This is a genomic window from Nocardioides stalactiti (assembly GCF_014180715.1).
Lineage (GTDB): Bacteria > Actinomycetota > Actinomycetes > Propionibacteriales > Nocardioidaceae > Nocardioides > Nocardioides stalactiti.
The window spans coordinates 1-26,114 of the sequence record NZ_JACEFC010000023.1; the positions used below are offsets into that span (position 1 = coordinate 1).

Here is a 26,114-nt window from a genome sequence, read left to right on the forward strand (position 1 = left end):
GCTGCGGCTGCCAGGCGAGGTCCGCGGGCACGGGCTCGCCGGCACCGTCGAGGTCGCGACCGGCGGCCCAGTCGGCGACCAGGGTCGGTCGCTGGTCGGCGTAGGACGCGAACAGCGCCGCGAGCCGCCGGGCCGTGGCGAAGCGGCGACCGCGACGGAGCTCGCCGTCGTCGCCGGCCACGTCGTGCCCCAGGTGGCGGGCCAGCGTCGCGGCCCACGGTTCGCCGACCACCTCGTCGATCGTGCGCAGGAGCGGCCAGGTCAGGGCGGCGGCGGCCCACGGGTCGTCGCCCGGACGGTCGGACACCCGGGCGAAGAGGGACGTCGGACTGAGGAACTCCAGACCCGCGCAGACCCCGTCGCCGCCACGTGCCCCGGTGCCGAGCCGGTGCGAGAGCCGCTGCGAGAGCCACCGCTCCACGCCCTTGGCCGGTACGACGACCACCTCGGTCGCGAACGGGTCCGGCAGCGGGGTCGCGAGCAGCACACCGAGCTGGTCGGCGAGCTGGTCGGTCCGCGTCGCGCGGTGGAGGTGGAGGGCCATGGCGGACCGAGGTTAGCCGGGAGGCCCGACGCTTGGCGGGACGACCGGCCTGGCGCTCACCGACGGTGCTGCCAGTGCTCCTTGACCTCCTCGACGGCCTCCTCGATCTCGCCCTCGAGCGCGGCGACCGCCTCCGGCTTCCCGTGGAAGCGCCGGTAGGAGTAGATGATGAGCGCGACGGCCATCAGCCCCGACACGATCTGGGTGACGCCGGTCCAGATCCCACCGGGCAGCCACCAGTCGTCGTCGAGCGGCCACCAGGACGGCTCCTCCGGCTTCACGATCCAGAGCACGCCGCAGACCATGAGGGCGATCGAGAACAGGGTCGAGATCGCGACCCGGAGCCGGGTCTCGACGCTCTCGGCCGCCCCGCGCAGCGCCCGCAGCCGGACGGGCTCGACCGCGCGCTCGGCCCACGCGTACTGCTGCGAGAGCACGGCGAGGCCGGCGAACATGAGGAGCAGCCCGGGCCCAGGCAGCACCAGGGCGGCGACCCCGGCCAGGAGCAGGAGCCAGCCGAGCACTTCGAGGACGAGCCGCTTGGCCGCACCGGTCATGCCGTTCATCCTGCCTCAGTGGGTCAACCGCCGAACTTGCGCAGGTACCCGACCACGTCCTCGTCGGTGTTGCCGTGGGCCACCGCGATGCGCGCCCAGTCCATCGCCATCGTGTGGAACCGCAGCGGGTTGTAGACGTCCTCCTCGCGGGAGAAGAGGCCGTCGCCGGCGTACGTCATGATCGTGATGTTGGGCTCCTCGAGCATGGTCCCGTCGCCCGGGTCCGGCATCGGGTTGCGAACCTCGCAGACCAGCCGGGCGGCGTCGGCGTCGACGACCTGCCAGCTCAACGGGAAGCCGGTCATCACCCGGCCCGGGTACGACGTCATGGTGCGCACCGACCAGGCCCGGATCTCGTCGCGGCCGCGGAACGTCCCCATCGCGTGCTCGACGTACTCGGCGTCCTCGGTGAAGAGGTCGGCATAGCCCGTCCAGTCGCCGGTCGCGACGATGCCGGCGACCTTCTCGTGGAACGCGGCGTAGGCCTCGGTGATCTCGGCAGCGCTGAACTGGTTCACGGTCGCATCCAACCACTTGACGACCCCTCGACTCCTCTACCCTCAAGGACATGCCGCGCTCGCTGTCCGCCCACAAGCGGAGCCCCTTCGGCGCCCGCATCCTCGGACCGAGGGAGCAGGACCCGCGACGGCTGCGGATCCGGATCCAGGTGCTGCTCACCCTGGTGCTGGTGAGCACCAACCTGTTCGGCGCCGGCGTGGTCTTCATCGTCAACAACTTCGCGGTGCCCGCCCCCAACCCCGAGCGGTCGATGGTCATCGCGCTCGCGATCGGGGTGCCGACCTACGTCGCGACGGCGGCGGCCATCGGCGTGGTGTGGGGGACCCGCACCAGCCTCCGCGCACTGCGCTGGGCGACGTTGGGCAACCACGTCGTGCCGACGGAGAAGGAACGTCGCCAAGCCCTCAACGTGCCGCTCCAGCTGACCCTGATGCAGCTGACCCTGTGGCTCCTCGGCAGCGGAGTGTTCACGGTCATCTCCATCCTCCTGCAGCCCGAGCGCGCGGTGTCGACCGCGCTGACCGTCGGGATCGGGGCGCTCATGGTCGCCGGCGTCTCCTACCTCCTCACCGAGTTCACGCTCCGGCCGGTGTCGGCCCGCGCCTTGGCCGACACCGACGTCAACACCAAGGCACGGTTCGTCGGCGTCGGTCCTCGGATGGTGCTGTTCTGGGCGATCGGCACCGCGGTCCCGCTCGGCGGCCTCCTGGTCGCGGCGATCCTCGCCCTGGCACAGCCCAAGGAGACCTCGCTGGAGCAGATGGCGGTCGTCACGATGGTGACCATCGGCTCGACCCTGGTCTTCGGCTTCATCCTCACCGACCTCAACGCCCGTTCGGTGGTCGCGCCGATCACCTCGGTGCGGCAGGCGCTGCGAGCGGTCGAGGCGGGCGACCTCGACACCGACGTCGTCGTCTACGACGGCACCGAGCTCGGCGCCCTCCAGAGCGGCTTCAACCAGATGGCCGCGGGCCTGCGGGAGCGCGAGAAGCTGCGGGACCTCTTCGGCCGCCACGTCGGGCACGACGTCGCCGCGGCCGCCGCCGCAGCCGCGACCGGCGAGGTCGAGCTCGGCGGCGGGACGCGGGGGGCGTCGGTGCTCTTCGTCGACCTCGTCTCCTCCACGACGTACGCGACGAACCACAGCGCTGCCGAGGTCGTCGGCGTGCTCAACCGGTTCTTCGGCGTGGTCGTCGACGAGGTCTCCGCCCGGGGCGGCCTGGTCAACAAGTTCATCGGCGACGCCGTGCTCGCGATCTTCGGCGCACCCAGCCACGACCCCGACCACGCAGCCTCCGCCCTCAGCGCGGCGCGGGCGATGGCGACCCGGCTGGCCGAGGAGGTCCCGGAGGTCGGCGCCGGGATCGGGGTCGCCACCGGCTCCGTCGTCGCCGGCAACGTCGGCCACGAGTCGCGCTACGAGTACACCGTCATCGGCGACGCGGTGAACTCCGCCTCCCGGCTCACCGACCTCGCCAAGGACGTCGACGGCCGGGTCCTCGCGATGTGGAGCAGCGTCGTCGCGGCCGCCGAGCTCGGCCACGCCGAGGAGGCGATCCACTGGCAGAAGCACGGATCGGTGGTGCTGCGGGGCCGCTCCGAGAAGACCGAGCTAGCCGTCCCCGTCACGCCGACGGCGTGATTCCGTTCGTGATCGCAGGGGTGAGCGCCGGCACCAGCCACCGCTCGAGCAATCGCCGCACCTCACCCTCGTCGCGGAGCGGGTCGGCCGGGTTCTGGAGGAACGAGATGAGCAGCCGCATGATCATCTCGGCGAGCCCGTCGAGGTCGGCCTCGCTCACCCCGGCGCTCGCCCAGTCGACCGGGTAGCGGCGCAGCATCAGCGCGCCGTAGGAGAGCGCGTCGTCGGAGGTGGCGCCACGGCCGAACGCGCCGGTGTCGCCGACCTCGAGGAGCAGCCCGAGGTGCGGCTCGCGGGGGATCTCGCGGACGCAGAAGAGCATCCCCTCCACGACCGCCTCGGCCGGTGAGCGCGCGCCCTCGAGGTGGGCGACCAGGCGGTCCACGAACGCTGCGGCGCCCTGCGCCGCGACCGCACCGACGATGTCGCCGACCGTGGCGAAGTGGCGATAGACCGTCTGCCGGGTCACGCCGAGCTCGGTGGCGACGTCGGAGAGCGTCGTCTTGGCGGCACCGTGCCGATCGAGGCAGGCCGCCGCGGCGTCGATGATCCGCTGGCGGGCCTCGTCGTCGGTCGCGGGCGGTCGCCCTCCCCAGCCGTGGTTCGCCATGGCGCTAGGTTGCCACGACCTCGGACACCCGCTGCACGGCGGTCGCGCGGGTCGCGGCGACCACGAAGGCCGCCGACACGACGATGCAGGCGGCGGCGTACCAGAGCGAACCGACCGGGGTGCCGTCCTCGGTGACGCCGTCGGTCGCGTCGAGGATCGCCGGCAGCGCGGCCGCCCACAGCGCGACGTGGACACCGAGGTAGAGCGCCGGGTACGCCCGGACGAACTGCGGCGACGGAACGCCGCCGGGCGTCCCGTGCCAGGTGGCCCGTGCGGCCTCCGCCAGGAGGAGGAGCCCCACGGCCCAGAGGACGCCGAGCAGGATCCACACCAGCGTCCGCTGCACCGTGAAGTCGTCGCCCTCGGTCGGACCGACCCTGGTCGGCGCAGCTCCGACCACCATCAGGATCGGTGTCAGCACACCGGCGACGAGGGTGCGGACGGCAACCTGGCGTCCGGTGAGAGCAGCGCGGCCGGGCTTCTCCCCGACCAGGCGGACGACGAGCCAGGCGAGCACGCCGAACGACACCGACGCGAAGACCCACATGCTGTTCATCGGGACCGACGCGAGCATGGGCTGGTTCACGGCGTTGTCGGGGTTCCACGCCCACCACAGCAGCTGCGGACCGAGCTGGTCGAAGGTCTCGTAGAACACCTGGCTCGCGAACGCCACCGCGACCGCACCGACGAAGGCGCCGCGCCGCTCGAAGATCCCGAGCGCCCGGACGACCTCGTAGGTCAGCTGGGAGATGACCGTGTAGAACGCGACGATGTAGAGCGGCAGCCGGTCGAACATGAACTGCACGGTGAAGACGTTGTGGCTGAAGATGAAGCCGACGTGCTCCTCCAGCCCGAACCACGACGGGAAGTAGAGCGGCGGCTCGACCACGGCCAGGTAGACCAGCGACGCGAACCAGAGGGTGATGTTGACCGGGTCGCCGTCCCGTCGCCACCGGCGCCACGCGTGGACGAACGCGAACACCGCCCCGGCCACGATGAGCAGCTCGAGGACCGGCAGCGTCCAGTTCTCCAGCCCGAACGGGTTGCGGAACGTCACGACCGGGTTCGCGTCGTCGCAGGTGAAGCCGAGGAGCTCGGCGACCTCGCGGGCCTCGGTCTCGCAGGTGTAGCTCATGGGTGGTCCTTCCGGCTCAGGCGTCGACGAGCTGACGGTTCACGCCGGGCACGGCGTCGGTGTAGTCGGTCCCCGGTGGGTCCTGGCCCAGGTCGAAGCCGGCCGGGATCGTCGTACGACGCAGCAGCGCGCGCACCTGGTGCCGCGCGACCCCCCACAGGAAGCGGCGGTCGCGCATCATCTCCTTCAACGACCGGTCGAGGTTGAACACCGCGGTGAACGTCTCCTCGACGTAGGTGTCCTCCCGCGAGGCGGCGGTGATCGCGTTGAAGACCGGCCACGAGAAGCGGGCCGCCAGCCGGCGGCGCCAGGGCGCGACGACCTCGGTGCCGGTGGCGAAGTCGTAGGCCTGGTCCCGCGCCATCGCCAGCATCCACGGGACGTCGAGCGACTCCTTCTGGCGCGCGAGGAACTCCCGGAAGAACGCGTCGTCGCGGGCGGCGCCGGTCGCGAGGAGCTCGGCGAGGATCAGGGCGGAACGCGCGGCCGAGCTCATGCCCTGGGCGTAGAACGGGTTGAAGGCACAGATCGAGTCGCCGATCGCCACCAGGCCCTCGACCGGGTCGACGAGGTCGTAGCGACGCCACTTGTTGCCGGTCGAGCGGGTGAGGTGGACCTCCGAGAGCGGGGTGCACGCGGCCGTGGCCTCGCCGAACGTGGAGGCCCGGACCCGGTCGACGGCTGCCTCGAACGCCTCCGGCTTGCGGGCCATCTCCAGGCCCCACGACCCCATGCAGACGATCGCGCGATCGCCTTCGATGGGGAAGAAGTTGCTGAGGTAGTCGTGCTCCTCCGGGTGGGCCGCCTTGTCCTGGGTCGGCGTGATCACCAGGTGCTTCCACCACCAGGAGTCGGGCCGCTCGTCCGCGGGCGGGAGCTGGTACCAGCGCGAGGTGTAGGTGACCTTGGCGTCGAGGGTCCGCTCGGGCGGCAGGGCCCAGCCGGCCGCGTGCAACCAGTCGGGGACCGACGAGCCGCGACCGAGCGCGTCGACGACGAGGTCGGCCTCGATCACCTCGACCGCCCCGGACCCCTCGCGCAGCTCGACCCCGGTCACCCGGCCGGCAGCGGTGGTGACGCCGGTGACGCTGACGCCCTCGCGGGTGGTGACGGCGTCCAGTCGTCGCACCCGGTCACGCAGGACCCGCTCGATGAGGATCCTCGAGCTGTAGACCATCGTCATGGTGCTCGCCTTGCGCGGCGCCCAGCCGTCCTTCTCGCAGTAGGCAGCATCCATCGACGGCATCAGCATCATGCCGCCGGCAGCGAGCATGTCGTCCTCGAAGCCGGGGAAGATCTCGCCGATGCACCGCCGCCCGGAGTTGAGCAGGAAGTGCGGGTGCTTGCTCTGCGGGACGCCGCGGCGGTGCTCGGCGTCCGGCGGCAGCAGGTCACGCTCGAGGACGACGACCTCGTCGAAGTACGGCGCCAGCACGCCGGCGGCGCAGAGTCCCGCGACGCTACCGCCGAGGACCACTGCTCGGGATGCACCCATGTCTCAACCCTTCATTCATACACGAACTGCATGAACGTATGGTTGCCGTCGACTCGCCGTCAAGCGTTCCGCTCAGGTCAGTGAGTCCAGGGCGTGCGCGACCTGGCGCAGCACCGAGTCGAGGTCGACGTCCGGATAGACGGCGGAGAGCACCGAGTCGCGCTGGAGCACCGCCAGGCCGTGGACAGTCGCCCAACCGAGGGTGGCGAGCTCCGCAGTCGGCACCTCGACGCCCCAGCCCCGCTTCTGAGCGGCGGCGATGGTGTCGACCATCAGGTCGCGATGCGTCCTCCGCGCGACGAGCAACCGCTCGTCGTCGTGCCGCAGCAGGTCGGGACGGTACATCAGGTCGAAGAGCGCGGCGTGCCGCTGGGCGAACGCGACGTACGCCGCTCCCGCGGCCGCCACCTGCTGACCTCCCTCGACAGGCGCGGAGGCGATCGCCTCCCTCGTCTCGGCGAGCAGGAGGTCGCTGGCCTCGACGGCGAGCGCGGTGAAGAGGCCCGCGCGGTCGGCGAAGTGGTGGGCCGTCGCCTGGTGGGACACGCCGCACCGCCGCGCGATGGCCCGCAGGCTGGCGCGTGCCGGCCCGGTCGCCGCGATCTCCGCCTCGGCCGCGCGCAGCAGGCGGGCACGGAGGTCGAGCGTGGACGCGCGGCTCACGAGGTCGCCTCGGCTCCTGCCGGTTCCTTCTGCCCGCTCGGCCACCAGAGGCGACGACCGAGGAGCGTGGCTGCCGCCGGGACGAGGAGCGAGCGGACCACGAACGTGTCGAGCAGGAGACCCGCGCCGATCGTGAAGCCCACGTGCGCCATGGTGCTCACGCTGCCGGCCATGAGCGCGAACATACTCGCCGCGAAGATGACGCCGGCCGCCGTGATCACCGACCCGGTGGCGGCCGTCGCCCGCGCGATGCCCGCCTTCGACCCGTCGGGCGCCTCCTCGTGCATCCGTTTGGTCAACAGCAGGTTGTAGTCGGCCCCGACCGCGACCAGGATCGTGAACGAGACCGCCATGACGGTCCAGTCGAGCTCGCTGCCGAGGATCACCTGCCACACGAGGACGGAGAGCCCGATCGCAGAGGCGTAGGACAGCACGACGGTCGCCATGAGCATCGCGGCCGCGACCAGGCTGCGCAGCAGCACCAGCAGCACGAGGAACACCGCGATCAGCGCAGCCGTCGCCACGACCTCCATGTCGGACTTCGAGTAGTCCGCCAGATCTGCGTTGGTCGCAGCCATGCCGGTCATGCTCACCTCGGCGTCCTCCAGGCGCGTGTCCCGGAAGGCCTGCTCGACCGTCTTCTGGATCTCGACGGTCCGAGCGGAGGCCTCGCGCCCGAAGGCGTCGGTCCCACCGAGCACGGCGAACCGCGCGGTCCGGCCGTCCGGGGAGAGGAACAGCCGGATCGCGGCCGCGAAGCGCTGGTTCTCGAGCGCAGCGGGCGGTAGGTAGAAGCCGCCGATCGCCGGGTCGTCCGCGACGACCTCGGTGCGCTTGAGGTACGCCGCCGCACGCGCCAGGCCGCGACGGAGCTCGGGCAGCGACGCCGCGACCTCCTCGGTCCCGCCGGCGAGCTGGTCGGCGCCGTCGGCGAGCTGGTCCGCGCCGTCGGCGAGCTGGTCCGCGCCGTCGGCCAGGCCGCCGAGCCTGTCCGCGAAGACCTGCTGACCCTCGGCGAGCCGGTCGGCGCCCTGGCGGGCCCTGCTGAGGCCGTCGCGCAGCTGGCGGAGGCCGTCCTGCAGCCCGACCGTGCCATCGGCGAGCCGGTCGGCTGCGGCAGCGGCCTGCCGGAGGCCGGGCAACAGCTGATCGCGTTCAGCGACCCAGATCTGGCGGATCCCCTCACGAGCCTGACGGCATGCGGGATCCACGTTGCACGTCACGCTCTGGTTCCGCAGCGCGCCGTAGGCCAGGCCGAGGCCGTCGACGGCGAGCTGGACCTGGTCCGCGCCGGTCGCGAGTCCGCGAGCGAGCTGCCGCATGCCGGCCGCCAGGTCCCCCGTACCGTCGACCGCCTCGTCCGCTCCGTCGAGCAGCCGGCGGACGCCGTCCTCGAGCCGGACCGTGCCCTCGACGAGCCGGTCCGCTCCACCGACCGCACGGTCGGCACCCTCGGCGAGCCGCCCCGTGCCGTCACTGAGCTGGGCAGCACCGTCACCGAGCCGGCCGGCGCCGTCGGCGAGCTGCTGCGCGCCGCCCTCACCCTGGCCGAGCCGCTCGGAGGCCCGGTCGAGCCTGGTACCGACGATGCCGGCCTGACGCGCCACGGATGCGTCGGTGATCGGCTCTCCGAGCGGCCGGGTGATGCTGCGGACCAGGACCACACCATCCTCCTGGGCCACAGCCGAGGCGGCGCGCTCGAGCAGGGCGAGGTCACGCGGGTTGCGCAGGTCGCGGTCGGCCTGGATGAGGACGTAGTCGGGGAGGATCTCGTTGACCGGGAAGTGTCGGTCGAGCAGGGCGTAGCCACGATTGCTCTCGGTGCCGGCGTCCTGGGAGTCGCGAGTGTCGTAGCTGACGACGAGCAGGGGGGCGAGAGCGGCGAGAGCGAGCAGCGGGACGAGGGAGGCGGCGAGCATCCGGCCCGGGTGTGCCACGACGAGGCCCGCGAGCCGCGGCCAGAAGTGGTCGGCCCTGGACGGCCGCGGGTCGCACCAACCACGACGTCCGGCGAGCGCCAGCAGCGCTGGGGTGAGGGTGATCGCGACGAGGAGGTTGATGGCGACGCTGACGGCGATCGCAGGACCGGTCGTCGAGAAGAAGCCGAGGTCGGCGAGGAGCATGCAGCCGCACGCGAGGACGACCGTGAGCGCCGAGCCGACGATGACGCTCGTGATCCGCGCCCCGGCGGTCGCCGCCGCCTCCTCGGGGGCGACGCCAGCCCGGCGCAGCTCCTGGTAGCGACTCACGAGGAAGATCGCGTAGTCGGTGCCGGCGCCCAGGACGACCGCCGTGAGGAAGGAGCCACTGAAGGTCGAGACCGTGAAGAGACCGAGCTCGCCGCACAGCGCAGTCAGCGACCGGGCCAGGCCCAGGCCGATGCCGACGATGGACAGCACCAACGCCATCACCGCGAACGAGCGGTAGATGAGCCACAGGATGATCCCGATGAGCACGACCGTGACGACCGTGATCCGAAGCACGCTGCGCTCGGTCTCGGTGGACAGGTCGACGATGGTCGCCGTCGGGCCGGTCACCGCGATCTCGAGGCCGTCGGGAGCGAGGTCGGCCGCGACCTCCCGGACCGCGTCGACCTGCCGGATGGACGACGGCGCACCGGTCACGCCGGTGATACCGACCAGGAGGTATCGGGCTTCCCCGTCCTCGCTGGTGAGGGCGTCGAGCAGCTCGGGGTCCTTGCGGATGTCCTGGGCGAAGGTGACGTTCTCCTCGTCCTGCGCCAGCACGCGGGCGATCCGGGCCGCGTACCTCTCGTCCGCGGAGGTCAGGCCCCCGTCGCGCTCCATGGCGAGGACCACGAAGCTGTTGGCGCCGCCGTTGCCGAACGCCTCACCCATCTCCTCGACGGCGACGATCGACGGGGCCTCCTCCGGCACCACGGCCGTCGAGTCCTTGGCCGCGACCTCCTCGATCTGCGGCACGAAGACGTTGAGAGCGGCGACCAGTGCCAGCCAGGCGACCACCACCCAGACGGCCCGTCGGGCTGCGAATCCCGCGACGCTCCCCTTGTCGGCCACAGTGGCTCCTCGCACCGTCGTTCCGTCGTCGCACCTTGCCAGTGGCAAGGAACGTGTTCTACGGGAACGTAGTGACGGGCGCTTGCCAGTGGCAAGCAACTGTGATGCGGCCCACCCGGGCCGGGATCAGGCGGTGGCGACGCTGCTGCGCGGGTCGACCAGGATCTTGGCGTGCTGCTCCGGGTCGGCGAGGGCTGCGAAGGCAGCCGCTACCCCGTCGAGCCCGACCGTCCCGGTCACCAGCGGGGTGACGTCGACCTTGCCCGAGGCGATCCACTGCAGCGTCTGGTGGAACTCGCTGGGGTCGTAGGCGAACGCGAACCGCAGGTCGATCTCCTTGTTGATCGCCATCGACGGCCGGAAGGAGTCGGTCTCCATGCACACGCCGACCACCACGACCCGCGAGAGCAGCGGCGCCGACGAGACGATGTGCTCGATCATCCCCGGCACGCCGACGCACTCGAAGACCACCGGCCCGCGCGGGGTCGCGCCGGCCTTCTCCGCCGCCCGCATCACGTGGGCCCACGGGAGCAGCGGGACAGCACGCAGCTTGTCCATGGCGTCGAGGCCGAGCTCGGCCAGCGCGATCGGATTGGTCAGGTAGCGACGGGAGTCCTCGAACGAGCTCCACGGGGAGGCGACGGCCGGGTCGACGACCACGTCCGCACCGCACCGCTCGGCCAGCGCGCGGCGCCCGGGCGAGAAGTCGCTCGCGATGACGTGCTTCACGCCCGTGGCCTTGAGCATGAGGATCACCGCGAGCCCGATCGGCCCGCAGCCGATCACGACCGCGACATCCTTGGCGCCCGCCCGGCCGCGTCGTACGGCGTGCAGGGCGACTGCCATCGGCTCGGTGAGCGCCGCCCGGTCCGCGTCGAGCCCGTTGGGCACCGGCATCGTCATCGACGCGGTGACGAGCACCTGCTCGGCATACGCACCTGAGGCCTGCTCGCTGAGGCCGGTCAGGTGGACGGCGTCGCCCGCGCGCAGGACCGGCAGCGAGACGACCCGGGTCCCGACCGGCCACGACTTCTTGGTCCGCGGGCCGTAGTCGGCGACCGTCCCGACGAACTCGTGCCCCATGACGACCCGTTGGTCCGAGCGCATGAAGCCGTCGTAGCCGAGGGTCGCGACGTCGTCCGCCGTCTCGTCGCAGCTCGTCCGCGCGTGCAGGTCGGAGCCGCAGATCCCGCACCGCTCGACCTCGAGCAGCACCTGCCCCCTGCTCGGGGTCAGGTCGGGGACATCCTCGACGCTCAGCTCGGCTTGGTGGCAGATGACCGCGCGCATGGCGTGAGGCTAACCCCAAGAAGCCGGGCGAGGCGGATCAGGCGTTGTCGAGCGCCTCGGCGACCCGGCGGTGCGCCTCCCAGATCTCCTCCGGCAGGCCGTCGAACTGCGCGAGGTGCTTCTCGCGGTAGCCCATCTCCTGCTGCCAGCGCTCGGTGTCGATCGTGAGGATCGTGTCGAGGTCGGCGAGCGTCTGCTCGTCGAGGCCCTCGAGGTTGAGCTCCTCACGCTTCGGGAGGACGCCGACCGGGGTCGGGTTGCCCTCGACCTCGCCGGCCCGGTACTGCATCAGCCACAGCAGCGGGCGGAGGTTCTCGCGGTAGCCCGGCCACAGGAAGCGGCCGTCGTCGCCGCGCTGGAACCAGTTGACGTGGGCGAAGATCGGGTTGTTCGTGGCCTTGCCGATGACGTTGAGCCAGTGCTGGCCGTAGTCCGCCTCCGGGTAGGACATGAACGGACGCATCGACATCGGGTCGTAGCGGAGCACGCCCTCGAGGCCGTCGGCCGCGGCGGTCGCCTCGGCGCCCAGCGTGAGGCCGTCGTAGACGCCCTCGGCGACGTCGTTGATCGCACGGATCAGCGGCTCGCGGTCACGCGTGCGGCCACCGAAGATGATGCCGTGAATCTCGACGCCCTCGTGGTCGTCGTAGTCGGCGGCGACGTTGGGCACGTTGGCCAGCGTGGTCGTGAAGCGCGAGTTGGGGTGGGCCCAGTCGGCGCCGGCGTCCTCCGGGGCGCGGTCGGCGATCCGCTCACCCTTCCAGTCCAGCCAGCCGTCGAGGTCGGTCGGCTTGTCGCCGCGACCCTCCCACCAGACCGCCTGCGTCTTCTCGTTGTAGGCCACGTTGGTGTAGATGACGCCCAGGCCCGGCTTGATCGACTCGATCGCGGTCGGGTTGGTCTTCTCGTTGGTGTCCTTGGCGACACCGAAGACGCCGTTCTCCGGGTTGAAGCCGCGAAGCACGCCGTTCTCGTCGGTCCAGATCCAGGCGATGTCGTCGCCGTAGAACTCGACGTAGTAGCGGTCACCGAGGGCGTCGGGCGCAAGGGTCATCGCGAGGTTGGTCTTGCCCGAGGCACTCGGGAAGCCACCGCAGATGTTCCACTTCTTGCCGGTCTCCTTGTCGGTGATGCCGAGCAGCATGAACTGCTCGACCAGGAAGCCGTTCTTCCAGCCGTCGTAGGAGCCCTGGCGCAGACCGTGGGCGATCTTGCCGAGCAGCGCGTTGCCGCCGTACGACGAGCCGAAGTGCAGGATCGTGCGCTCGTCTGCGACGGTCACGAAGTAGCGCTTGTCGTCGGGGGTGCCCTGGCCGAGGTTCGGGAGGTCGCCGGTCACGTGGACGGCCTTCACGAAGTCGTCGCCCAGGTGGTTGATGTAGTCGACGCCGACCCGAGCCATGCGGATCATCTGGAGCACGACGTTGACGTTGTCGGTGAGCTCGACGCCTGCGGCGAACTTGTCGAGCGGACCGCCAGCCGGTGCCATCAGGTAGGGGATCACGTACATGGTCTTGCCCTGCGAGGCGCCGGTCATCAGCTCGACGAGCTTCGGCTTCATCTCGGCAGCGGGCCGCCAGTTGTTGTAGGTGCCCTTGTCGGCCTCGTTGGAGGTCGCGACGATGGTGCGCTCCTCGGCGCGCGCGGTGTCCTTGAAGTAGGACCGCGAGTAGTAGCTGCCCTCGCCGGCCGGGAGCAGCTCGCCCGAGGCGAGCGCGAGCTCGATCAGGCGCGCGTCGTCGGAGGCGGATACGACCTCGACCTTGTCTGCGCCGGTGATCCCGGCCCAGTGTGCGACGTACTCACGAACATGCGTGTTGGTGAGTCCCGCCTCGTCGAGCACCCGCTCCACATCGACCATCAGTCTGAGCCTTTCGCGTCCGTTTGGGTGGGGGCACGCTACCTCACGCCTAGCGCCCCGATTCCCCGTGTGGCTTTTCGCCTGAACCGTGGACACCGTCGTCCGCGACAGGAGCCACCATGACATTCGGACGGGGTCGATCGCACATCGGGGAGGGCAGATGTGCGCCATCGCACGACGATCCCCGAATTGGATCGTTCGAACGAATCAGTCCCCGATGTAGGACATGACGTGCTTGATCCGGGTGTAGTCCTCGAGGCCGTACATCGAGAGGTCCTTGCCGTAGCCGGAGTGCTTGAAACCGCCGTGCGGCATCTCGGAGACGAAGGGGATGTGGGTGTTGATCCACACGACCCCGAAGTCGAGCTTGCGGCTCATCCGCATCGCCCGACCGTGGTCGGCGGTCCACACCGAGGAGGACAGCCCGTACTGGACGCCGTTGGCCCAGCGCAGCGCCTCACCCTCGTCGCTGAACTGCTGGACGGTGATGACCGGGCCGAAGATCTCCGTCTGCACCTGCTCGTCCTCCTGGCGCAGGCCGGAGAGGACCGTCGGCTCGTAGAAGTAGCCGTGAGCGCCCTGCTGACGACCGCCGGCGTTGAGCTCCGCATGGTCGGGGAGCCGATCGACCATCCCGACGACGCGGGCGAGCTGGTCGGCGTTGTTGAGCGCTCCGTAGAGGACGTCCTCGTCGGGCCTCCCCGTCTTGGTGCTGCGCGCCTGCTCGGTGATCGCGGCGACGAAGTCGTCGTGGACGCCTGGTGCCGCGAGCACGCGGGTGGCGGCCGTGCAGTCCTGGCCCGCGTTGTAGTAGCCCGCCACGGCGATGGCCTCGGCCGCCTTCGCGACGTCCGCGTCGTCGAAGACGATCACGGGCGCCTTGCCGCCGAGCTCGAGGTGCACCCGCTTGAGGTCGGTCGCCGCGCTTCCGGCGACCTCCATGCCGGCCCGCACCGAGCCGGTGATCGCCACCATCTGCGGGGTCGGGTGCGCGACGAGGGCCCGACCGGTGTCACGGTCGCCGGTCACCACGTTGAGGACGCCGGGCGGCAGGAACTCCTGGCAGATCTCGGCCAGCAGGGTGGAGCTCGCAGGCGTCGTGTCGCTGGGCTTGAGCACCACGGTGTTGCCGGCAGCGAGGGCGGGCGCGATCTTCCAGATCATCATCATCAGCGGGTAGTTCCACGGGGTGACCTGGCCGACCACGCCGATCGGCTCACGCCGGATCCAGCTCGTGTGGTCCTCGAGGTACTCCCCCGCGCTGCGCCCCTCGAGCACCCTGCTCGCGCCGGCGAAGAAGCGGAAGTGGTCCGAGCTCGGCGGCATCTCGTCGTCGAGCATCGCCTGCATCGGCTTGCCGGTGTCGCGGACCTCGACGGCGGCGATCTCCTCGGCGCGCGCGTCGATGGCGTCGGCGATCCGGAGCAGCGCGGTCGCGCGATCCTTCGGGGTCAGGTCGGCCCAGCCCTCGAACGCCGCGTCGGCGGCCGCGTAGGCGCGGTCGACGTCCTCGGCGCCCGACATCGGGGCGTGGGCATAGACCTCGCCGGTGCTGGGATCGATGACGTCGTACGTCGCGCCGCTCGCGGCGCCGACGAGCTCACCGTTGATGACGTTCGTGAAGGTCAGGTCGGCCATGCGGAGACCCTATCGTCGTTCCGCGACGAAATCATGGGGTCTTCACGGGTGATTTGCTGCGGATTCCGTCGCAGAAGGTGGCTATGACCACGGATTCACTTGCATGAGGCGGGGTGGATGGACGACGATGGCCCCATGGACCATTCCGAGCTCCAGCGCGCCGCCAAGGACCACCTCTGGCTCCACTTCTCCCAGCACGGACGTTATGCCGGGGACGGACCCGAGCACGACGTCCCGATCATGGTCCGCGGCGAGGGTGCCTACCTCTACGACGTCCACGGGAAGCGCTATCTCGACGGGCTCGCCGGGCTGTTCGTCTCCCAGCTCGGCCACGGGCGCCGCGAGCTCGCCGACGCGGCGGCGAAGCAGGCCGAGACGCTGGCCTTCATGCCGTTGTGGTCCTACGCACACCCGTCGGCCATCGAGCTCGCCGACAAGGTGGCGTCCTACGCCCCGGGCGACCTCAACCGCGTCTTCTTCACCTCCGGCGGCGGCGAGGCGGTCGAGTCGGCCTGGAAGCTGGCCAAGGACTACTTCAAGCGCGTCGGCAAGCCGCTCAAGCACAAGGTGATCAGCCGCGCGATCGCCTACCACGGCACGACCCACGGCGCCTTGTCGATCACCGGCCTGCCCGGGCTCAAGCAGCAGTTCGAGCCGCTCGTGCCGTCGACGTTCCGGGTGCCCAACACCAACCTCTACCGCGCTCCCGCGGGGACGGCCGGTGCTGACGGCACCGACGCCGAGGCGTTCGGCCGCTGGGCCGCCGACCAGATCGAGACGGCGATCCTCAACGAGGGAGCCGACTCGGTGGCGGCCGTGTTCCTCGAGCCGGTCCAGAACGCCGGCGGGTGCTTCCCGCCGCCGCCGGGCTACTTCGAGCGGGTCCGCGAGATCTGCGACGCCCACGACGTGCTGCTCGTCTCCGACGAGGTCATCTGCGCCTACGGCCGGCTCGGCGAGATGTTCGGCGCGACCGCGATCGGCTACCAGCCCGACATCATCACCTCGGCCAAGGGCCTGACGTCCGGCTACGCCCCGCTCGGCGCGATGATCGCCTCCGACCGCCTGTTCGAGCCGTTCGCCGAGGGCAAGGCGATGTTCGCCCACGGCTACACCTTCGGCGGCCACCCCGTGTCGACGGCCGTCGGACTGCGCAACATGCAGCTGTTCGAGGAGGAAGGGATCCTCGCCGGCGTCCAGGACCGCGCGCCGGCCCTGCGCGCGACCCTCGAGCGCCTGCTCGACCTCCCGATCGTCGGCGACGTCCGCGGCGAGGGCTTCTTCTACGGGATCGAGCTGGTCAAGGACAAGGCCACCAAGGAGTCCTTCACCGCCGAGGAGTGCGAGCGCATCCTCTACGGCTTCGTCTCCAAGGGCCTCTACGAGGAGGGCCTCTACTGCCGCGCCGACGACCGCGGCGACCCCGTCATCCAGCTCTCCCCGCCCCTCATCTGCACCCAGGAGCACTTCGACGAGATGGAGCAGATCCTCCGCTCCGTCCTCGACAAGGCCTACACCCTCATCTGACCCCCACGAACCCGCACACTTCGGTCGCCGAACTTGCAAGGTTCGGTCGCCGAGTCCGCGAGGTTCGGTCACCGAGTCCGCGAGGTTCGGTCGACGAGTCCGCGATGCTTGGTCACCAGGGACGTCGCCGGTCCGGGCCACGGGAATACACCCGTCGCTCGAGCTGCTGCGGCGCCCGATCAGCCCAGTACCGCGCCAGCTCGCCGAGCCACAAGGCGCGCCCGGCGTGACTGAAACCGTCCTTGCGTACGACGACGATCCCCCAGTCCGCGTCCGCCAGCGCATCGCGACGGGCGCGGTCATGAGCGCGATCGCCGTCGGAGGAATGGTGTTCCTCCCCGTCGTACTCGACACCGATCCTCAAGTGCTCGTAGGAGTTCTCCACCTTCACCGGACCCCAGCCCGGCAGATCGACCCACGTCTGCGCGGCTGGCATCGGGTAGCCCTCGTCGTAGATGTCGATGCCCACCCAGGACTCGGGCTGGGAGTCACGGCCCGGCTGAGTCAGCGGCGTGAGCTCTCGCAGCTGTACGACGCCACGGCGACCTGCGAACCGGGGAAGCTGCGCCACCAGCTCGTGCTCGGTGATGCCGAACTTCTCGCGGAACGCATCCATCGCCCCGATCGCGCGGTGACGCCCGCGGAGGCAGCCAATGTCGCATGCGGTGCGGATCGGCGAGGTGACCAGGACACCGCCGACCCGGACGATGTCGGCCGGTCTCAGATCACGCTCGCCGCCGAGCACCCCCCGGCGTCTCGTCGCCGTCGCTCCGACCGACACCACCTCGAGCTTCGGCGGCACTGCCAGCTCGGCGTACTCCAACACGTCGATCCCGTGGAGCGCCGCAGCGGACCTGTCGACGACGACACAGTGCGGGGGAAGGACCTGGGCCGCAGCGATGGCGCGCGACTCCGGTGTATCGACCCAGGACGCGGCGACGTAGACGCCGTACAAGATCGACTTGACCTCACCGGTGCGGATCATGCGGCGGAGCCGGCCGGGAGAGACCCCGAGCTGCTGGGCTCCAGAAGCGGTGAGCGCCCTGTCTTGTGGGAATCGCTGCTGCATGCCGCGACCCTGCCCGCCCGAACGACTCGCGAGACAGAGTCGAAGAGCAGGCCTGTGGACAGGGGGCGGACCCCGCAATCTCGGTGACCCAAGTGGGCGGGTTGGGCGACCGAAGTGTGCGGGTTCGGCGACCGAAGTGTGCGGGTTCGGCGACCGAAGTGTGCGGGTTCGTGGGTCAGCGGGTGGCGAGGGCCTTGGCGCGGCGGCGGGAGTTGACCTCGCCGACGAGGACGATCGTCAGGGAGATGACGAGCATCAGGGTGCCGACGACGTTGACCTGCATGGGGAGGCCGACGCGGGCGACGCCCCAGACGTACATGGGGAAGGTGACGTCGCTGCCGGAGTTGAGGTTGGTGATGATGAAGTCGTCGAACGACAGCGAGAAGCTGAGGAGCGCGGCGCCGAGGATGCCGGGGAGCACCAGCGGGAAGGTCACCCGCCAGAACGTCTGGGACGGGGTCGCGTAGAGGTCCGAGGCGGCCTGCTCCAACGTGTCGTTCATGCCTGCGAGCCGCGAGCGCACCGTCACCACGACGAACGACAGGCAGAACATCACGTGGGCGATGAAGATCGTCCAGAAGCCGAGCTGCCCGGCGAAGCCGCCCTGCACGAACAGGGTGAGCAGCGAGGAGCCCATCACGATCTCGGGCGCCGCCATCGGCAGGAAGATCAGCACGTTGGACGACGACCGCCCGAAGAAGTCCCATCGCACCAGGGCGAATGCCGCCATCGTCCCGATGATCGTCGCGACCGCGGTCGCGAGGAATCCGATCCGGATGCTCAGCCCCAGCGAGTCGCACATCGCCGGGTCGTCGCACGGGTTGAGCCAGTTGTCGAGCGTGAAGCCGTCGAAGCGATAGACGTTGCGGGTCGACGGGTCGTTGAAGCTCATCAGCACGACGACGAAGATCGGCACGAACATGTAGACGAGCACGGCGAGCCCGAGGACGAGGACCGCTCGCTCCTTCAGCCAGGCCATTAGAGGAGCTCCTCCGTCCCGGCCTTGCGGATGTAGACGAGCACCATCACCAGGATGCCGACCATCAGGATCATCGACAGCGCCGCAGCCGTGTTGGGGTGACCGGCGTCGGTCGCCTGGAGCTGGATGACGTTGCCGATGACGTTGGTCTCGGTGCTGCCCAGCAGCTCGGCGTTGATGTAGTCGCCGGCCGCCGGGATGAAGGTCAGCAGCGTCCCCGACACGACCCCCGGGAGGGAGAGCGGCCAGGTGACCTTGAAGAACCCGACCACCGGGTTGGAGTAGAGGTCACCGGACGCCTCGATCAGCCGGTGGTCGATCTTGTCGATGCTCGCGAACAGCGGCAGCACCATGAACGGCAGGAAGTTGTAGGCCAGGCCCATCACGACGGCGAAGTGGGTCCCGAGCAGCCTGCCGTCGTCGCCGAGGAGATGCAGGAACTGGAAGGTGTCCACGATCCAGCCGTCGTCGGCGAGGATCAGCTGCCACGACAGGGTCCGCACCAGGAAGCTCGTGAAGAACGGCGCGATCACGAGGACCAGCAGCAGGCTCTTCCACCGCCCGGACTTGAAGGCAATCGCGTAGGCCAGCACGTAGCCGAGCACGAGGCAGATCAGCGTGGCCGCGGCGCTGTAGGCGATCGCGTGCCACAAGGGCTCCCAGTAGTCCTGGACCGCATCCACGTAGTTGCCCACGTGGTAGGTCATCTCCCAGCCTTCCTTGTCCGAGCCACCAGGCTCGTACAGGCTCGCTGCCACCAGCGAGTAGAACGGGATGACGAAGAAGAGGGCGAGCACCAGCACGGCCGGCGCCATCAGCAGGTACGCCGTCAGGCCCTTCCGCCGATCGGTGTCGGCCATCAGACGGCCTCCTCCGCCCCCGCGTTGACGTCCTGGGAGTGGTCGAGCAGGAAGGCGTACTCGGGGCGCCACGACAGCTCGACCGGGTCGCCCACCCGGAAGATCCGGTCGCGCCCGGTGTTCTGGGCGAACACCTGGAGCTCCTGGCCCCACGGCATCTTCACGAGGTACTGGGTGCTCACGCCGATGAAGCTGACGTCGGTGACCACGCCGCCGGGGACGGTGTTGCCCGGCGCGTCGAGCTCGGTGCCCGCTGCACCGATGAGCACCTTCTCGGGCCGGATCCCGATCCACCCCTTGCCGCCGTCGGTGTGGGCTCGCGCGGCCGGGACCGACACCTGGATGCCGTGCATGTCGACCGTGACGACGTCACCCGCCGTCGACGTCACCGTCCCCTCGATGAGGTTGGACTGACCGAGGAAGTTGGCGACGAACGTGCTGCGGGGGTTCTCGTAGAGCTCACCCGGTGAGCCCATCTGCTCGATGACACCGGCGTTCATCACCGCGACCGTGTCGGCCATGGTCATGGCCTCCTCCTGGTCGTGGGTGACGTGGATGAAGGTCAGCCCCACCTCGACCTGGATCCGCTTGATCTCGATCTGCATCGACCGGCGCAGCTTGAGGTCGAGCGCACCGAGCGGCTCGTCGAGCAGCAGCACCTCGGGCTCGTTGATGAGCGCCCGGGCCAGCGCTACCCGCTGCTGCTGACCGCCGGAGAGCTGGGCCGGCTTCTTGCGGGCCTGCGCCTCGAGCTCGACGAGCTCGAGCATCTCCTTGACCTTCGCGTCGACCCCGCCCACCTTGCGCCGACGCAGGCCGAACGCGACGTTCTCGTAGATGTCGAGGTGCGGGAACAGCGCGTAGTTCTGGAAGACGGTGTTGACCGGCCGGCGGTAGGGCTTGGTGGCGGTGATGTCCTGCCCGGCGAGCGTGATCGTGCCCGACGTCGGCGTCTCCAGCCCGGCGACCATCCGCAGCGTCGTCGTCTTGCCGCACCCCGACGGCCCGAGCAGCGCGAAGAACGAGCCCTTCGGCACGTCGAGGTCGAGCGACTGGACGGCGTGGAAGGAGCCGTAGGACTTCGAGAGCGCGCTCAGCCGCAGCCCGTCGTACGACGACCGCGACGCCGGCGCCGCCTTGGCCGGGTCATCGGTCGTCTCAGCTGGAGATGACATCGGCCCACTCCCCTTCGTACTTCTGCTGTTGCTCGTCGTCGAGGCTCATGAAGTCCCAGGTGTTCGACAACATGTCGGAGTCCGGGAAGATCAAGGTGTTCTCTGCCAGCGAGGGGTCGATCTCGAGCATCGCCTCCTGGGCTCCCTGGACCGGGCAGATGTAGTTGACCCAGGCGGCGAGCTTGGCCGCGACCTCGGGCCGGTAGTAGTAGTCGATCCAGGCCTCGGCGTTGGTCTGGTGGGTCGCGTAGTTCGGCACCATCATGTTGTCGCTCCAGAGCGCGAGGCCCTCCTCGGGAGCGACGAACTTGAGGTTCGGGTTGTCGTACTGGGCCTGGATCACGTCCCCGGACCACGCCTCGCACGCGACGAGCACGCCCTGGGAGAGCTGCTGAAGGTAGTTGTTCCCGGCGAACTGACGCAGATGGCCGTCGTCCTTGACCTGCTTGAGCCGGTCCAGCGCGTTCTCCCACTCGGTGTCGGAGAAGTCACCCGGGTCGGCACCGACGACCTTGAGGAAGAACCCCATGGTGTCGTTCATCTCCGACAGGAGCGTGATCTTGCCCTTGAGGTCGTCGCGGGAGATGAGCTCCTCGAAGCTGCCGACCTCGTCGACGAGATCGGCGTTGTAGGCGATGCCGGTCAGGCCCGACTGCCACGGTGCGTGGTAGACGAGGTCGGGGTCCCACGCCTTGCCCTGGAGCGACTCGATGAGGTTCGCGTGGAGGTTGGGGACCTTCTTCTTGTCCAACGGCTGGATCCAGTCGAGGCCGATCATCCGCGCGGCCATCCAGTCGGTGAGGATGATCATGTCGCGGTCGATCGGCTCGCACGCCCGCATCTGGTTGCGGACCTTGGCGTAGAACTCGGCGTTGTCGTTGACGTCGACGTTGTAGGTGACGCTGATCCCGGTCTCGTCCTCGAACTGGGCGAGCGTGCCGTTCTTGTTCTTCCGCGGGTCGATGTAGCCGGTCCAGTTGCTGATGATGAGGTCGCGCTCGGAGCTGGAGACGTCCTTGGCGATGCCGCCGTCCGCGCAGGCCTGGATCGCGTCGATGCCGAACATCGGCAGCTTGAGCGCTGCGGCGCTGAGCCCGCCGAAGGCCACCACCCCGCCCCCGCGCAGCAGTCCACGGCGGGACAAGGTCGAGCGGCGCGCGGGCTGAACGGGATGGCTCACGAAAACCTCTCGGCGGATCGGCGAGTGGCCTCGGATCCTGCCACCGCTGTGGACCAGTGACAAGGGAAATCGTCGCCTAGAAACATGATTGCAACGGATTTCGCGTTTCCGGTCATCGTTGAGCACGGATGCCGAGGCGTGACACCATCACGCCATGGCCGCCGCCCGCTCCCCGCGCCCTCAGCTCGACGACGTCTCCAAGGCGATCATCGAGCAGCTGCAGCAGGACGGGCGCCGTTCGTACGCCGCGATCGGCAAGGTCGTCGGACTTTCGGAGGCGGCCGTGCGCCAGCGCGTCCAGCGCCTCGTCGACAACGGCGTGATGCAGATCGTCGCAGTGACCGACCCGCTCGAGCTGGGCTTCGCCCGCGAGGCGATGGTCGGGGTCAAGGTCTCCGGCCCCATCGAGCCGGTCGCCGACGCCCTCGCCGAGCTCGAGGAGGTCACCTACGTCGTGATGACCGCCGGGAGCACCGACATCCTCGCCGAGATCGTCGCCGAGTCCGACGAGGACCTGCTCGAGATCATCTCCGAGCGGATCCGCCGGATCCCCGGCGTCGCGTCGACGGAGACCTTCGTCTACCTGAGCCTGCGCAAGCAGACCTACTCGTGGGGAGTGCGCTGAGGCCTCAGTCCGCGGCCAGGTGGGCGTCGAGCCACGCCGGGAACTGACCGAGGTCGTCGAGCACGACGTGGGTGCCCGCGTCGTGGAGCTCCTCGGCGGTGCAGCCGCCGGTGAGGACGGAGACGCTGAGCGCGTCGGGCGCGGGCGCGCCCTCGACGTCGTGCACGTGGTCGCCGACGTAGATCCCGGCGCCCTCGCGGCGCAGCACGGCGGCCTTGCCGACCCCCCACACCTTGCCCTCGAGGTGGTCGACGTCGAGCGCGAGGTGGTCGACGTGGAGCCGCGCGTTGGGCGTGAACTTCCCGGTCACCACCACGACCCGGCCGCCGTGGCGTCGTACGGCGGCCAGCGCCTCGTGGGCGCCTGCCATGGCTGCGACGCTCTCGATGGCGTGCGCCGGGTAGAGCTCACGGAACCGGTCGACCGCCGGCTGGATCGCCTCCTCGGCCAGGTGCGGCTTGAGCATCAGGTCGAGCGGTGGACCCAGCACCGCCGTGAGCTCCTCGATCGGCAGCTCCACCCCGAGCTCGCCGGCAAGCGCGCGCAGGACGTCGCGGAAGCCGGGCGTCGTGTCGATGAGGGTCATGTCGAGGTCGAAACCCACGACCAGCTCAGGAGTCAAAGCCCAGCCCCAGCCGGTCGAGGGTGCGCAGCCAGAGGTTGCGGCGCCCGGTCTCGTCGGCGCGAGCCAGCCCGCGTCGGGTGAGCTCGATGCCGGCCCACGCCACCGGTTCGGGCGGGAACGGCACCGCCGGTCGGCGCACCATCTGCAGCCGGGTGCGCTCGGTCTCCTCGCCACTGAGCAGGTCCAGCATCACGTCGGCCGCGAAGCGGGTGGCGCCGACGCCGAGGCCGGTGAACCCCAGCGCGTACGACGACCGCCCGCCGTGGGCGCGGCCGAAGCTGGCGCTGAACCGGGTCGAGGTGTCGATGACGCCCGCCCAGCGGTGGGTGAACCGGATCCCGTCGAGCTGCGGGAAGGTCTCGTGGAAGTGCCGGGCGAGCACCTCGAACGTCGCGGGTCGGTCCTCGTGCTCGGGTTCGATCGAGCGCCCGTAGTGGTAGATCGCGTCGTAGCCGCCCCACAGGATCCGATGGTCCGGGGTGATCCGGTAGTAGTGGAACTGGTTGCCCGAGTCCGAGATCCCGAGTGCCGGGTCCCATCGGAGGGCAGCGAGCTGGTCGGCGGTGAGGGGCTCGGTCGCGAGGACGTAGTCGTAGACGGGCACCGTGGTGAGCCGGAGCCGCCGCAGCAGCGGGCGGAAGACGTTGGTGGCGAGCGCGACCTGGCGGGCCCGCACGAGGCCGCCCGGCGTCTCGACGACCATCGTGTCGCCGTCGCGCCGGATGCGGGTGACGGGCGTCGACTCGGCGATCCGCACCCCGCGTCGCTCGGCCGCGTCGGCCAGGCCCCAGGCCAGCCGGGCCGGGTCGAGCACGGCGCACTCCTCGGCCCCGGAGAGCCGGCCGGCGAGATAGGTCGGCGAGTCGACGACCTCCCGGACCGCGGCGGCGTCGAGGAAGCCGGGCTCCGAGGGCTCCAGCCACTCCACCTCGTGCGGCCGGGTGGCGACCGCGAGGGTGCCGGCCCGCTGGTAGCCGCAGTCGATGCCCTCGGCGGCGATGGTCTGCTCGATGGCGTCGAGGTTCTCCACTCCCATCCGGGCCAGCACGTCGTACTCCTCGGGCCAGCGGGCCCGGCCGTTGCTCTCCCCGTGGGTCAGCGAGGCCTCGCAGAAGCCGCCGTTGCGCCCGGTCGCGTGCTCGGCGATCCGGTCGCCCTCGAGGAGGAGGACGTCGCGTCCAGGCTCCCGTTCGACGGCGCGGAGCGCCGTCCACAGGCCGCAGAAGCCGCCCCCGACGATCACCAGGTCCGCCGTCGCGTCGCCGCCGACCGCCGGTCGCGCCGGAGGCCGCAGGGGCGTGTCCAGCCAGAGTGGCCGGAGGACCGAGCCGGCGAGTGAGTCCACCCGCCGGATCGTAGATCAAGCCTCGTGATGCGTTCCGCGCAGCAGCCTTCCCGAGGAGGGCTCGCCCCGGTCAGGCCGCGCGGGCGAACCAGCCGTCGATGAGCATCGTGGCGGTGCGGTCAGCCGCGCGCTGCGCCTGGCGCAGGACCTCGGCGTCGCGCTCCATCCGCCCTGGCACCGGGTCACCCGGACCCGGCGCGAGGAGCAGCGTCTCGACCCCGAGGTGCAGTCCGGAGGCGATCGCTGCGCGCTCCTCGGCGTACCGCTCCGGACGGGCTCGGTACGACGACGCCAGGTCGGGGTTGAGGCGGCGCAGGTAGCGCTCGATCATCGCGTCGGCGGGGCCCCAGCCGGGAACGTTGCCGGCGGGTCGGGTGGCGAGCACGATCGCGTGGGTGGCCCCGAGGTCGCGCGCGGTCGCGACCGGGACCGCGTCGGAGATCCCGCCGTCGAGCCAGCGCCGGTCGCGGAAGTCGACGGGCGGGCCTCCGACCACGGGGAGGGTGCTCGACGCCTGGAGCGCGCGCAGCAGGGCCGCCGGGTCGGTGTGCTCCTCGAGCGCGACGGGCTGGGCGGTGGCGACGTCGGTCGCGACGGCGGCGAACCGGATCAAGGGGCGGGCGAGCGCGCGCCGGGCGAGGTCGAGGAGCTCGTCCGTGGCTGCGACGATCCGGGCCGCGTCGACGGCCGGTCCGGCGCGGGTGATCAGCCGGCGCGGGTCGGCGTACTCGCGCCGACCGGCGAACACCTCGGCATACGACGTCGCCATCGCGTCGGCGGTGCCGGCGACCACCGCCGCGCCGTTGACCGACCCGGCTGAGGTGCCGACGACGAGGTCGAGGCACTCGGTCACACCGGCTCGTTCGAGCGCCGCCGCCATCGCCGCGGAGACCACCCCGCGCATGCCGCCGCCCTCGATCACCAGGGCGAGGGTGGCGCTGTCCGACCGGTCACCGGCCAGCCGTCGCCGGACGAGCCCGGCGACGTCGAGGAGCTCGGGCTCCGGAGCGACGTCCTGACGGCGGACCTTCCAGCGTCGAGCAGCCGCCCTCACGAGGACACCTCCGTCGAGCGCGCGGCGATCGAGGAGTCGCTCCGCTCCGGATCGCGGACGTAGAGGTTGATGAGGATGCTCGTCATCGCTGCCCAGACGCACCACAGCGAGACCACCGCGTTCTGGTCCAGCCAGGCCAGCAGGGCGACCACCACGAGGTTGCCCAGCCCGAACCAGCGCAGCTGGGCCGCCCGCGCGAAGATCGCCGGCGCGCAGGTAGCGACGACGTAGGCCGCCAGCACCACCTCGTCGTACGGGACACCGGGGCTGTAGGCGATGTGGTGGCCGTCGATCCGCCGGGCGACGTCGCCGACCCCCAGTGCCGCGAGGTCGACGACCGCCGCGCCGAGCCCGGCGAGGAAGAAGAGTCGCGCCAGGTTGCGCGACCGGACCAGCCCGAGCCGGAGGAACGCGTAAGGGACGAGGACCGGCACCAGGCCCAGGGCGATGACGAGGTAGACCCACGCCGCCGGGTCACCGACCTGGTCGGACACGTGGCCCTGCAGGTTCCACCAGACCAGCGTCTCGATCAGCTGGTGCACGCCGAACACCAGCGGCAGCGACGCCAACGCGACCTGGTCACGGGTGCGGACGTTGCGCAACGTGTCGATGCCGACAGCGGTGATCACCACGCCGGCAGCGAGGTCCATCTCCGGGGAGAAGCACATGGGGAGCCGTCCTGC

At 70.4% G+C, this 26,114-nt stretch carries 23 protein-coding genes; 3 read left to right on the plus strand and 20 right to left on the minus strand.

Annotated elements, in window-relative coordinates; genetic code table 11:
* From H0487_RS06800 to H0487_RS06810, 3 genes are all read right to left on the minus strand, one after another.
* The coding region (locus tag H0487_RS06800; RefSeq protein ID WP_183093475.1) for an exodeoxyribonuclease V subunit gamma at window positions 1-544 on the minus strand (544 nt) is incomplete at its 3' end.
* Window positions 545-600: 56 nt separating this feature from the next.
* Entirely contained in the window at window positions 601-1,101 is a 501-nt protein-coding gene (locus tag H0487_RS06805) for a PGPGW domain-containing protein (protein WP_246383052.1), read from the minus strand.
* A 23-nt stretch (window positions 1,102-1,124) separates the two neighbouring features.
* On the minus strand, window positions 1,125-1,619 hold the full coding sequence (locus H0487_RS06810) for a nuclear transport factor 2 family protein (protein ID WP_220793154.1): 495 nt from the start codon (window positions 1,617-1,619) through the stop codon (window positions 1,125-1,127).
* Between the two features lie 50 nt (window positions 1,620-1,669).
* On the opposite strand from H0487_RS06810, the gene H0487_RS06815 reads away from it, so the two are divergent.
* Window positions 1,670-3,262: an adenylate/guanylate cyclase domain-containing protein gene (locus H0487_RS06815; protein ID WP_183093478.1), complete on the plus strand. Its 1,593-nt coding sequence runs from the start codon at window positions 1,670-1,672 to the stop codon at window positions 3,260-3,262.
* Here the strand turns inward: H0487_RS06815 and H0487_RS06820 are convergent.
* The 8 genes from H0487_RS06820 to H0487_RS06855 form a co-directional block, all read right to left on the minus strand.
* Complete coding sequence (locus H0487_RS06820) at window positions 3,246-3,872, minus strand: TetR/AcrR family transcriptional regulator (protein ID WP_183093479.1); 627 nt, start codon at window positions 3,870-3,872, stop codon at window positions 3,246-3,248. The two genes, H0487_RS06815 and H0487_RS06820, sit on opposite strands and share 17 nt — an antisense overlap.
* 4 nt (window positions 3,873-3,876) lie before the next feature.
* Complete coding sequence (locus H0487_RS06825) at window positions 3,877-5,007, minus strand: hypothetical protein (RefSeq protein ID WP_183093480.1); 1,131 nt, start codon at window positions 5,005-5,007, stop codon at window positions 3,877-3,879.
* A gap of 16 nt (window positions 5,008-5,023) precedes the next feature.
* Window positions 5,024-6,502 (minus strand): FAD-dependent oxidoreductase, encoded by a 1,479-nt coding sequence (locus tag H0487_RS06830; RefSeq protein WP_183093481.1) that lies wholly within the window; start codon window positions 6,500-6,502, stop codon window positions 5,024-5,026.
* Between the two features lie 72 nt (window positions 6,503-6,574).
* On the minus strand, window positions 6,575-7,165 hold the full coding sequence (locus H0487_RS06835) for a TetR/AcrR family transcriptional regulator (RefSeq protein WP_183093482.1): 591 nt from the start codon (window positions 7,163-7,165) through the stop codon (window positions 6,575-6,577).
* On the minus strand, window positions 7,162-10,203 hold the full coding sequence (locus tag H0487_RS06840; protein ID WP_183093483.1) for an MMPL/RND family transporter: 3,042 nt from the start codon (window positions 10,201-10,203) through the stop codon (window positions 7,162-7,164). Before H0487_RS06840 ends, H0487_RS06835 begins: the two co-directional genes overlap by 4 nt.
* A 126-nt stretch (window positions 10,204-10,329) precedes the next feature.
* Window positions 10,330-11,493 (minus strand): zinc-binding dehydrogenase, encoded by a 1,164-nt coding sequence (locus tag H0487_RS06845; protein WP_183093484.1) that lies wholly within the window; start codon window positions 11,491-11,493, stop codon window positions 10,330-10,332.
* Window positions 11,494-11,530: 37 nt separating this feature from the next.
* Entirely contained in the window at window positions 11,531-13,354 is a 1,824-nt protein-coding gene (locus tag H0487_RS06850) for a phosphoenolpyruvate carboxykinase (GTP) (protein ID WP_183093485.1), read from the minus strand.
* A gap of 207 nt (window positions 13,355-13,561) precedes the next feature.
* Window positions 13,562-14,992: a gamma-aminobutyraldehyde dehydrogenase gene (locus tag H0487_RS06855; RefSeq protein WP_183093486.1), complete on the minus strand. Its 1,431-nt coding sequence runs from the start codon at window positions 14,990-14,992 to the stop codon at window positions 13,562-13,564.
* A gap of 135 nt (window positions 14,993-15,127) precedes the next feature.
* Between H0487_RS06855 and H0487_RS06860 the strand changes: the two genes are divergently transcribed.
* On the plus strand, window positions 15,128-16,519 hold the full coding sequence (locus tag H0487_RS06860) for an aspartate aminotransferase family protein (RefSeq protein WP_183093487.1): 1,392 nt from the start codon (window positions 15,128-15,130) through the stop codon (window positions 16,517-16,519).
* A 112-nt stretch (window positions 16,520-16,631) separates the two neighbouring features.
* On the opposite strand, the gene H0487_RS06865 is transcribed toward H0487_RS06860, so the two are convergent.
* The 5 genes from H0487_RS06865 to H0487_RS06885 all read right to left on the minus strand — a co-directional run bounded on the left by H0487_RS06865 (window position 16,632) and on the right by H0487_RS06885 (window position 21,782).
* Window positions 16,632-17,588 (minus strand): type IV toxin-antitoxin system AbiEi family antitoxin, encoded by a 957-nt coding sequence (locus H0487_RS06865; RefSeq protein ID WP_183093488.1) that lies wholly within the window; start codon window positions 17,586-17,588, stop codon window positions 16,632-16,634.
* 175 nt (window positions 17,589-17,763) lie between these two features.
* Window positions 17,764-18,567, minus strand: coding sequence for an ABC transporter permease (locus H0487_RS06870; RefSeq protein ID WP_183093489.1), 804 nt, complete (start codon window positions 18,565-18,567; stop codon window positions 17,764-17,766).
* Window positions 18,567-19,427 (minus strand): ABC transporter permease, encoded by an 861-nt coding sequence (locus H0487_RS06875; protein ID WP_183093490.1) that lies wholly within the window; start codon window positions 19,425-19,427, stop codon window positions 18,567-18,569. Before H0487_RS06875 ends, H0487_RS06870 begins: the two co-directional genes overlap by 1 nt.
* A complete protein-coding gene (locus H0487_RS06880; protein ID WP_183093491.1) occupies window positions 19,427-20,602 on the minus strand; it encodes an ABC transporter ATP-binding protein in 1,176 nt (391 codons plus the stop codon). Before H0487_RS06880 ends, H0487_RS06875 begins: the two co-directional genes overlap by 1 nt.
* Window positions 20,586-21,782: an ABC transporter substrate-binding protein gene (locus tag H0487_RS06885; protein ID WP_183093492.1), complete on the minus strand. Its 1,197-nt coding sequence runs from the start codon at window positions 21,780-21,782 to the stop codon at window positions 20,586-20,588. The genes H0487_RS06880 and H0487_RS06885 overlap by 17 nt, the downstream gene beginning before the upstream one ends.
* Window positions 21,783-21,936: 154 nt before the next feature.
* On the opposite strand from H0487_RS06885, the gene H0487_RS06890 reads away from it, so the two are divergent.
* Window positions 21,937-22,407 carry an Lrp/AsnC family transcriptional regulator gene (locus tag H0487_RS06890; protein WP_183093493.1) on the plus strand — a complete coding sequence of 157 codons (471 nt, stop codon included), beginning with the start codon at window positions 21,937-21,939 and terminating at the stop codon, window positions 22,405-22,407.
* Window positions 22,408-22,411: 4 nt separating this feature from the next.
* Here the strand turns inward: H0487_RS06890 and H0487_RS06895 are convergent, their stop codons facing one another.
* The 4 genes from H0487_RS06895 to H0487_RS06910 form a co-directional block, all read right to left on the minus strand.
* The gene (locus H0487_RS06895; protein WP_246383055.1) at window positions 22,412-23,029 is read right to left on the minus strand and encodes an HAD family hydrolase; all 618 of its coding nucleotides are present in this window, start codon (window positions 23,027-23,029) and stop codon (window positions 22,412-22,414) included.
* Entirely contained in the window at window positions 23,019-24,377 is a 1,359-nt protein-coding gene (locus tag H0487_RS06900; protein WP_312855850.1) for an NAD(P)/FAD-dependent oxidoreductase, read from the minus strand. The genes H0487_RS06895 and H0487_RS06900 overlap by 11 nt, the downstream gene beginning before the upstream one ends.
* 70 nt (window positions 24,378-24,447) lie before the next feature.
* On the minus strand, window positions 24,448-25,431 hold the full coding sequence (locus H0487_RS06905; RefSeq protein WP_183093494.1) for a patatin-like phospholipase family protein: 984 nt from the start codon (window positions 25,429-25,431) through the stop codon (window positions 24,448-24,450).
* Window positions 25,428-26,099: a DUF6629 family protein gene (locus H0487_RS06910; protein WP_183093495.1), complete on the minus strand. Its 672-nt coding sequence runs from the start codon at window positions 26,097-26,099 to the stop codon at window positions 25,428-25,430. The genes H0487_RS06905 and H0487_RS06910 overlap by 4 nt, the downstream gene beginning before the upstream one ends.
* Window positions 26,100-26,114 lie beyond the last annotated feature (15 nt).

Excerpts from the sequence above, each read along its gene's own strand:
- H0487_RS06865 (WP_183093488.1), bottom strand. The coding sequence starts at position 17,588 with ATGCAGCAGCGATTCCCACAAGACAGGGCGCTCACCGCTTCTGGAGCC.
- H0487_RS06860 (WP_183093487.1), top strand. The coding sequence starts at position 15,128 with ATGGACCATTCCGAGCTCCAGCGCGCCGCCAAGGACCACCTCTGGCTC.
- H0487_RS06880 (WP_183093491.1), bottom strand. The coding sequence starts at position 20,602 with ATGTCATCTCCAGCTGAGACGACCGATGACCCGGCCAAGGCGGCGCCG.
- H0487_RS06875 (WP_183093490.1), bottom strand. The coding sequence starts at position 19,427 with ATGGCCGACACCGATCGGCGGAAGGGCCTGACGGCGTACCTGCTGATG.
- H0487_RS06850 (WP_183093485.1), bottom strand. The coding sequence starts at position 13,354 with ATGGTCGATGTGGAGCGGGTGCTCGACGAGGCGGGACTCACCAACACG.
- H0487_RS06855 (WP_183093486.1), bottom strand. The coding sequence starts at position 14,992 with ATGGCCGACCTGACCTTCACGAACGTCATCAACGGTGAGCTCGTCGGC.
- H0487_RS06890 (WP_183093493.1), top strand. The coding sequence starts at position 21,937 with ATGGCCGCCGCCCGCTCCCCGCGCCCTCAGCTCGACGACGTCTCCAAG.
- H0487_RS06815 (WP_183093478.1), top strand. The coding sequence starts at position 1,670 with ATGCCGCGCTCGCTGTCCGCCCACAAGCGGAGCCCCTTCGGCGCCCGC.
- H0487_RS06910 (WP_183093495.1), bottom strand. The coding sequence starts at position 26,099 with ATGTGCTTCTCCCCGGAGATGGACCTCGCTGCCGGCGTGGTGATCACC.
- H0487_RS06820 (WP_183093479.1), bottom strand. The coding sequence starts at position 3,872 with ATGGCGAACCACGGCTGGGGAGGGCGACCGCCCGCGACCGACGACGAG.
- H0487_RS06825 (WP_183093480.1), bottom strand. The coding sequence starts at position 5,007 with ATGAGCTACACCTGCGAGACCGAGGCCCGCGAGGTCGCCGAGCTCCTC.
- H0487_RS06805 (WP_246383052.1), bottom strand. The coding sequence starts at position 1,101 with ATGACCGGTGCGGCCAAGCGGCTCGTCCTCGAAGTGCTCGGCTGGCTC.
- H0487_RS06845 (WP_183093484.1), bottom strand. The coding sequence starts at position 11,493 with ATGCGCGCGGTCATCTGCCACCAAGCCGAGCTGAGCGTCGAGGATGTC.
- H0487_RS06830 (WP_183093481.1), bottom strand. The coding sequence starts at position 6,502 with ATGGGTGCATCCCGAGCAGTGGTCCTCGGCGGTAGCGTCGCGGGACTC.
- H0487_RS06870 (WP_183093489.1), bottom strand. The coding sequence starts at position 18,567 with ATGGCCTGGCTGAAGGAGCGAGCGGTCCTCGTCCTCGGGCTCGCCGTG.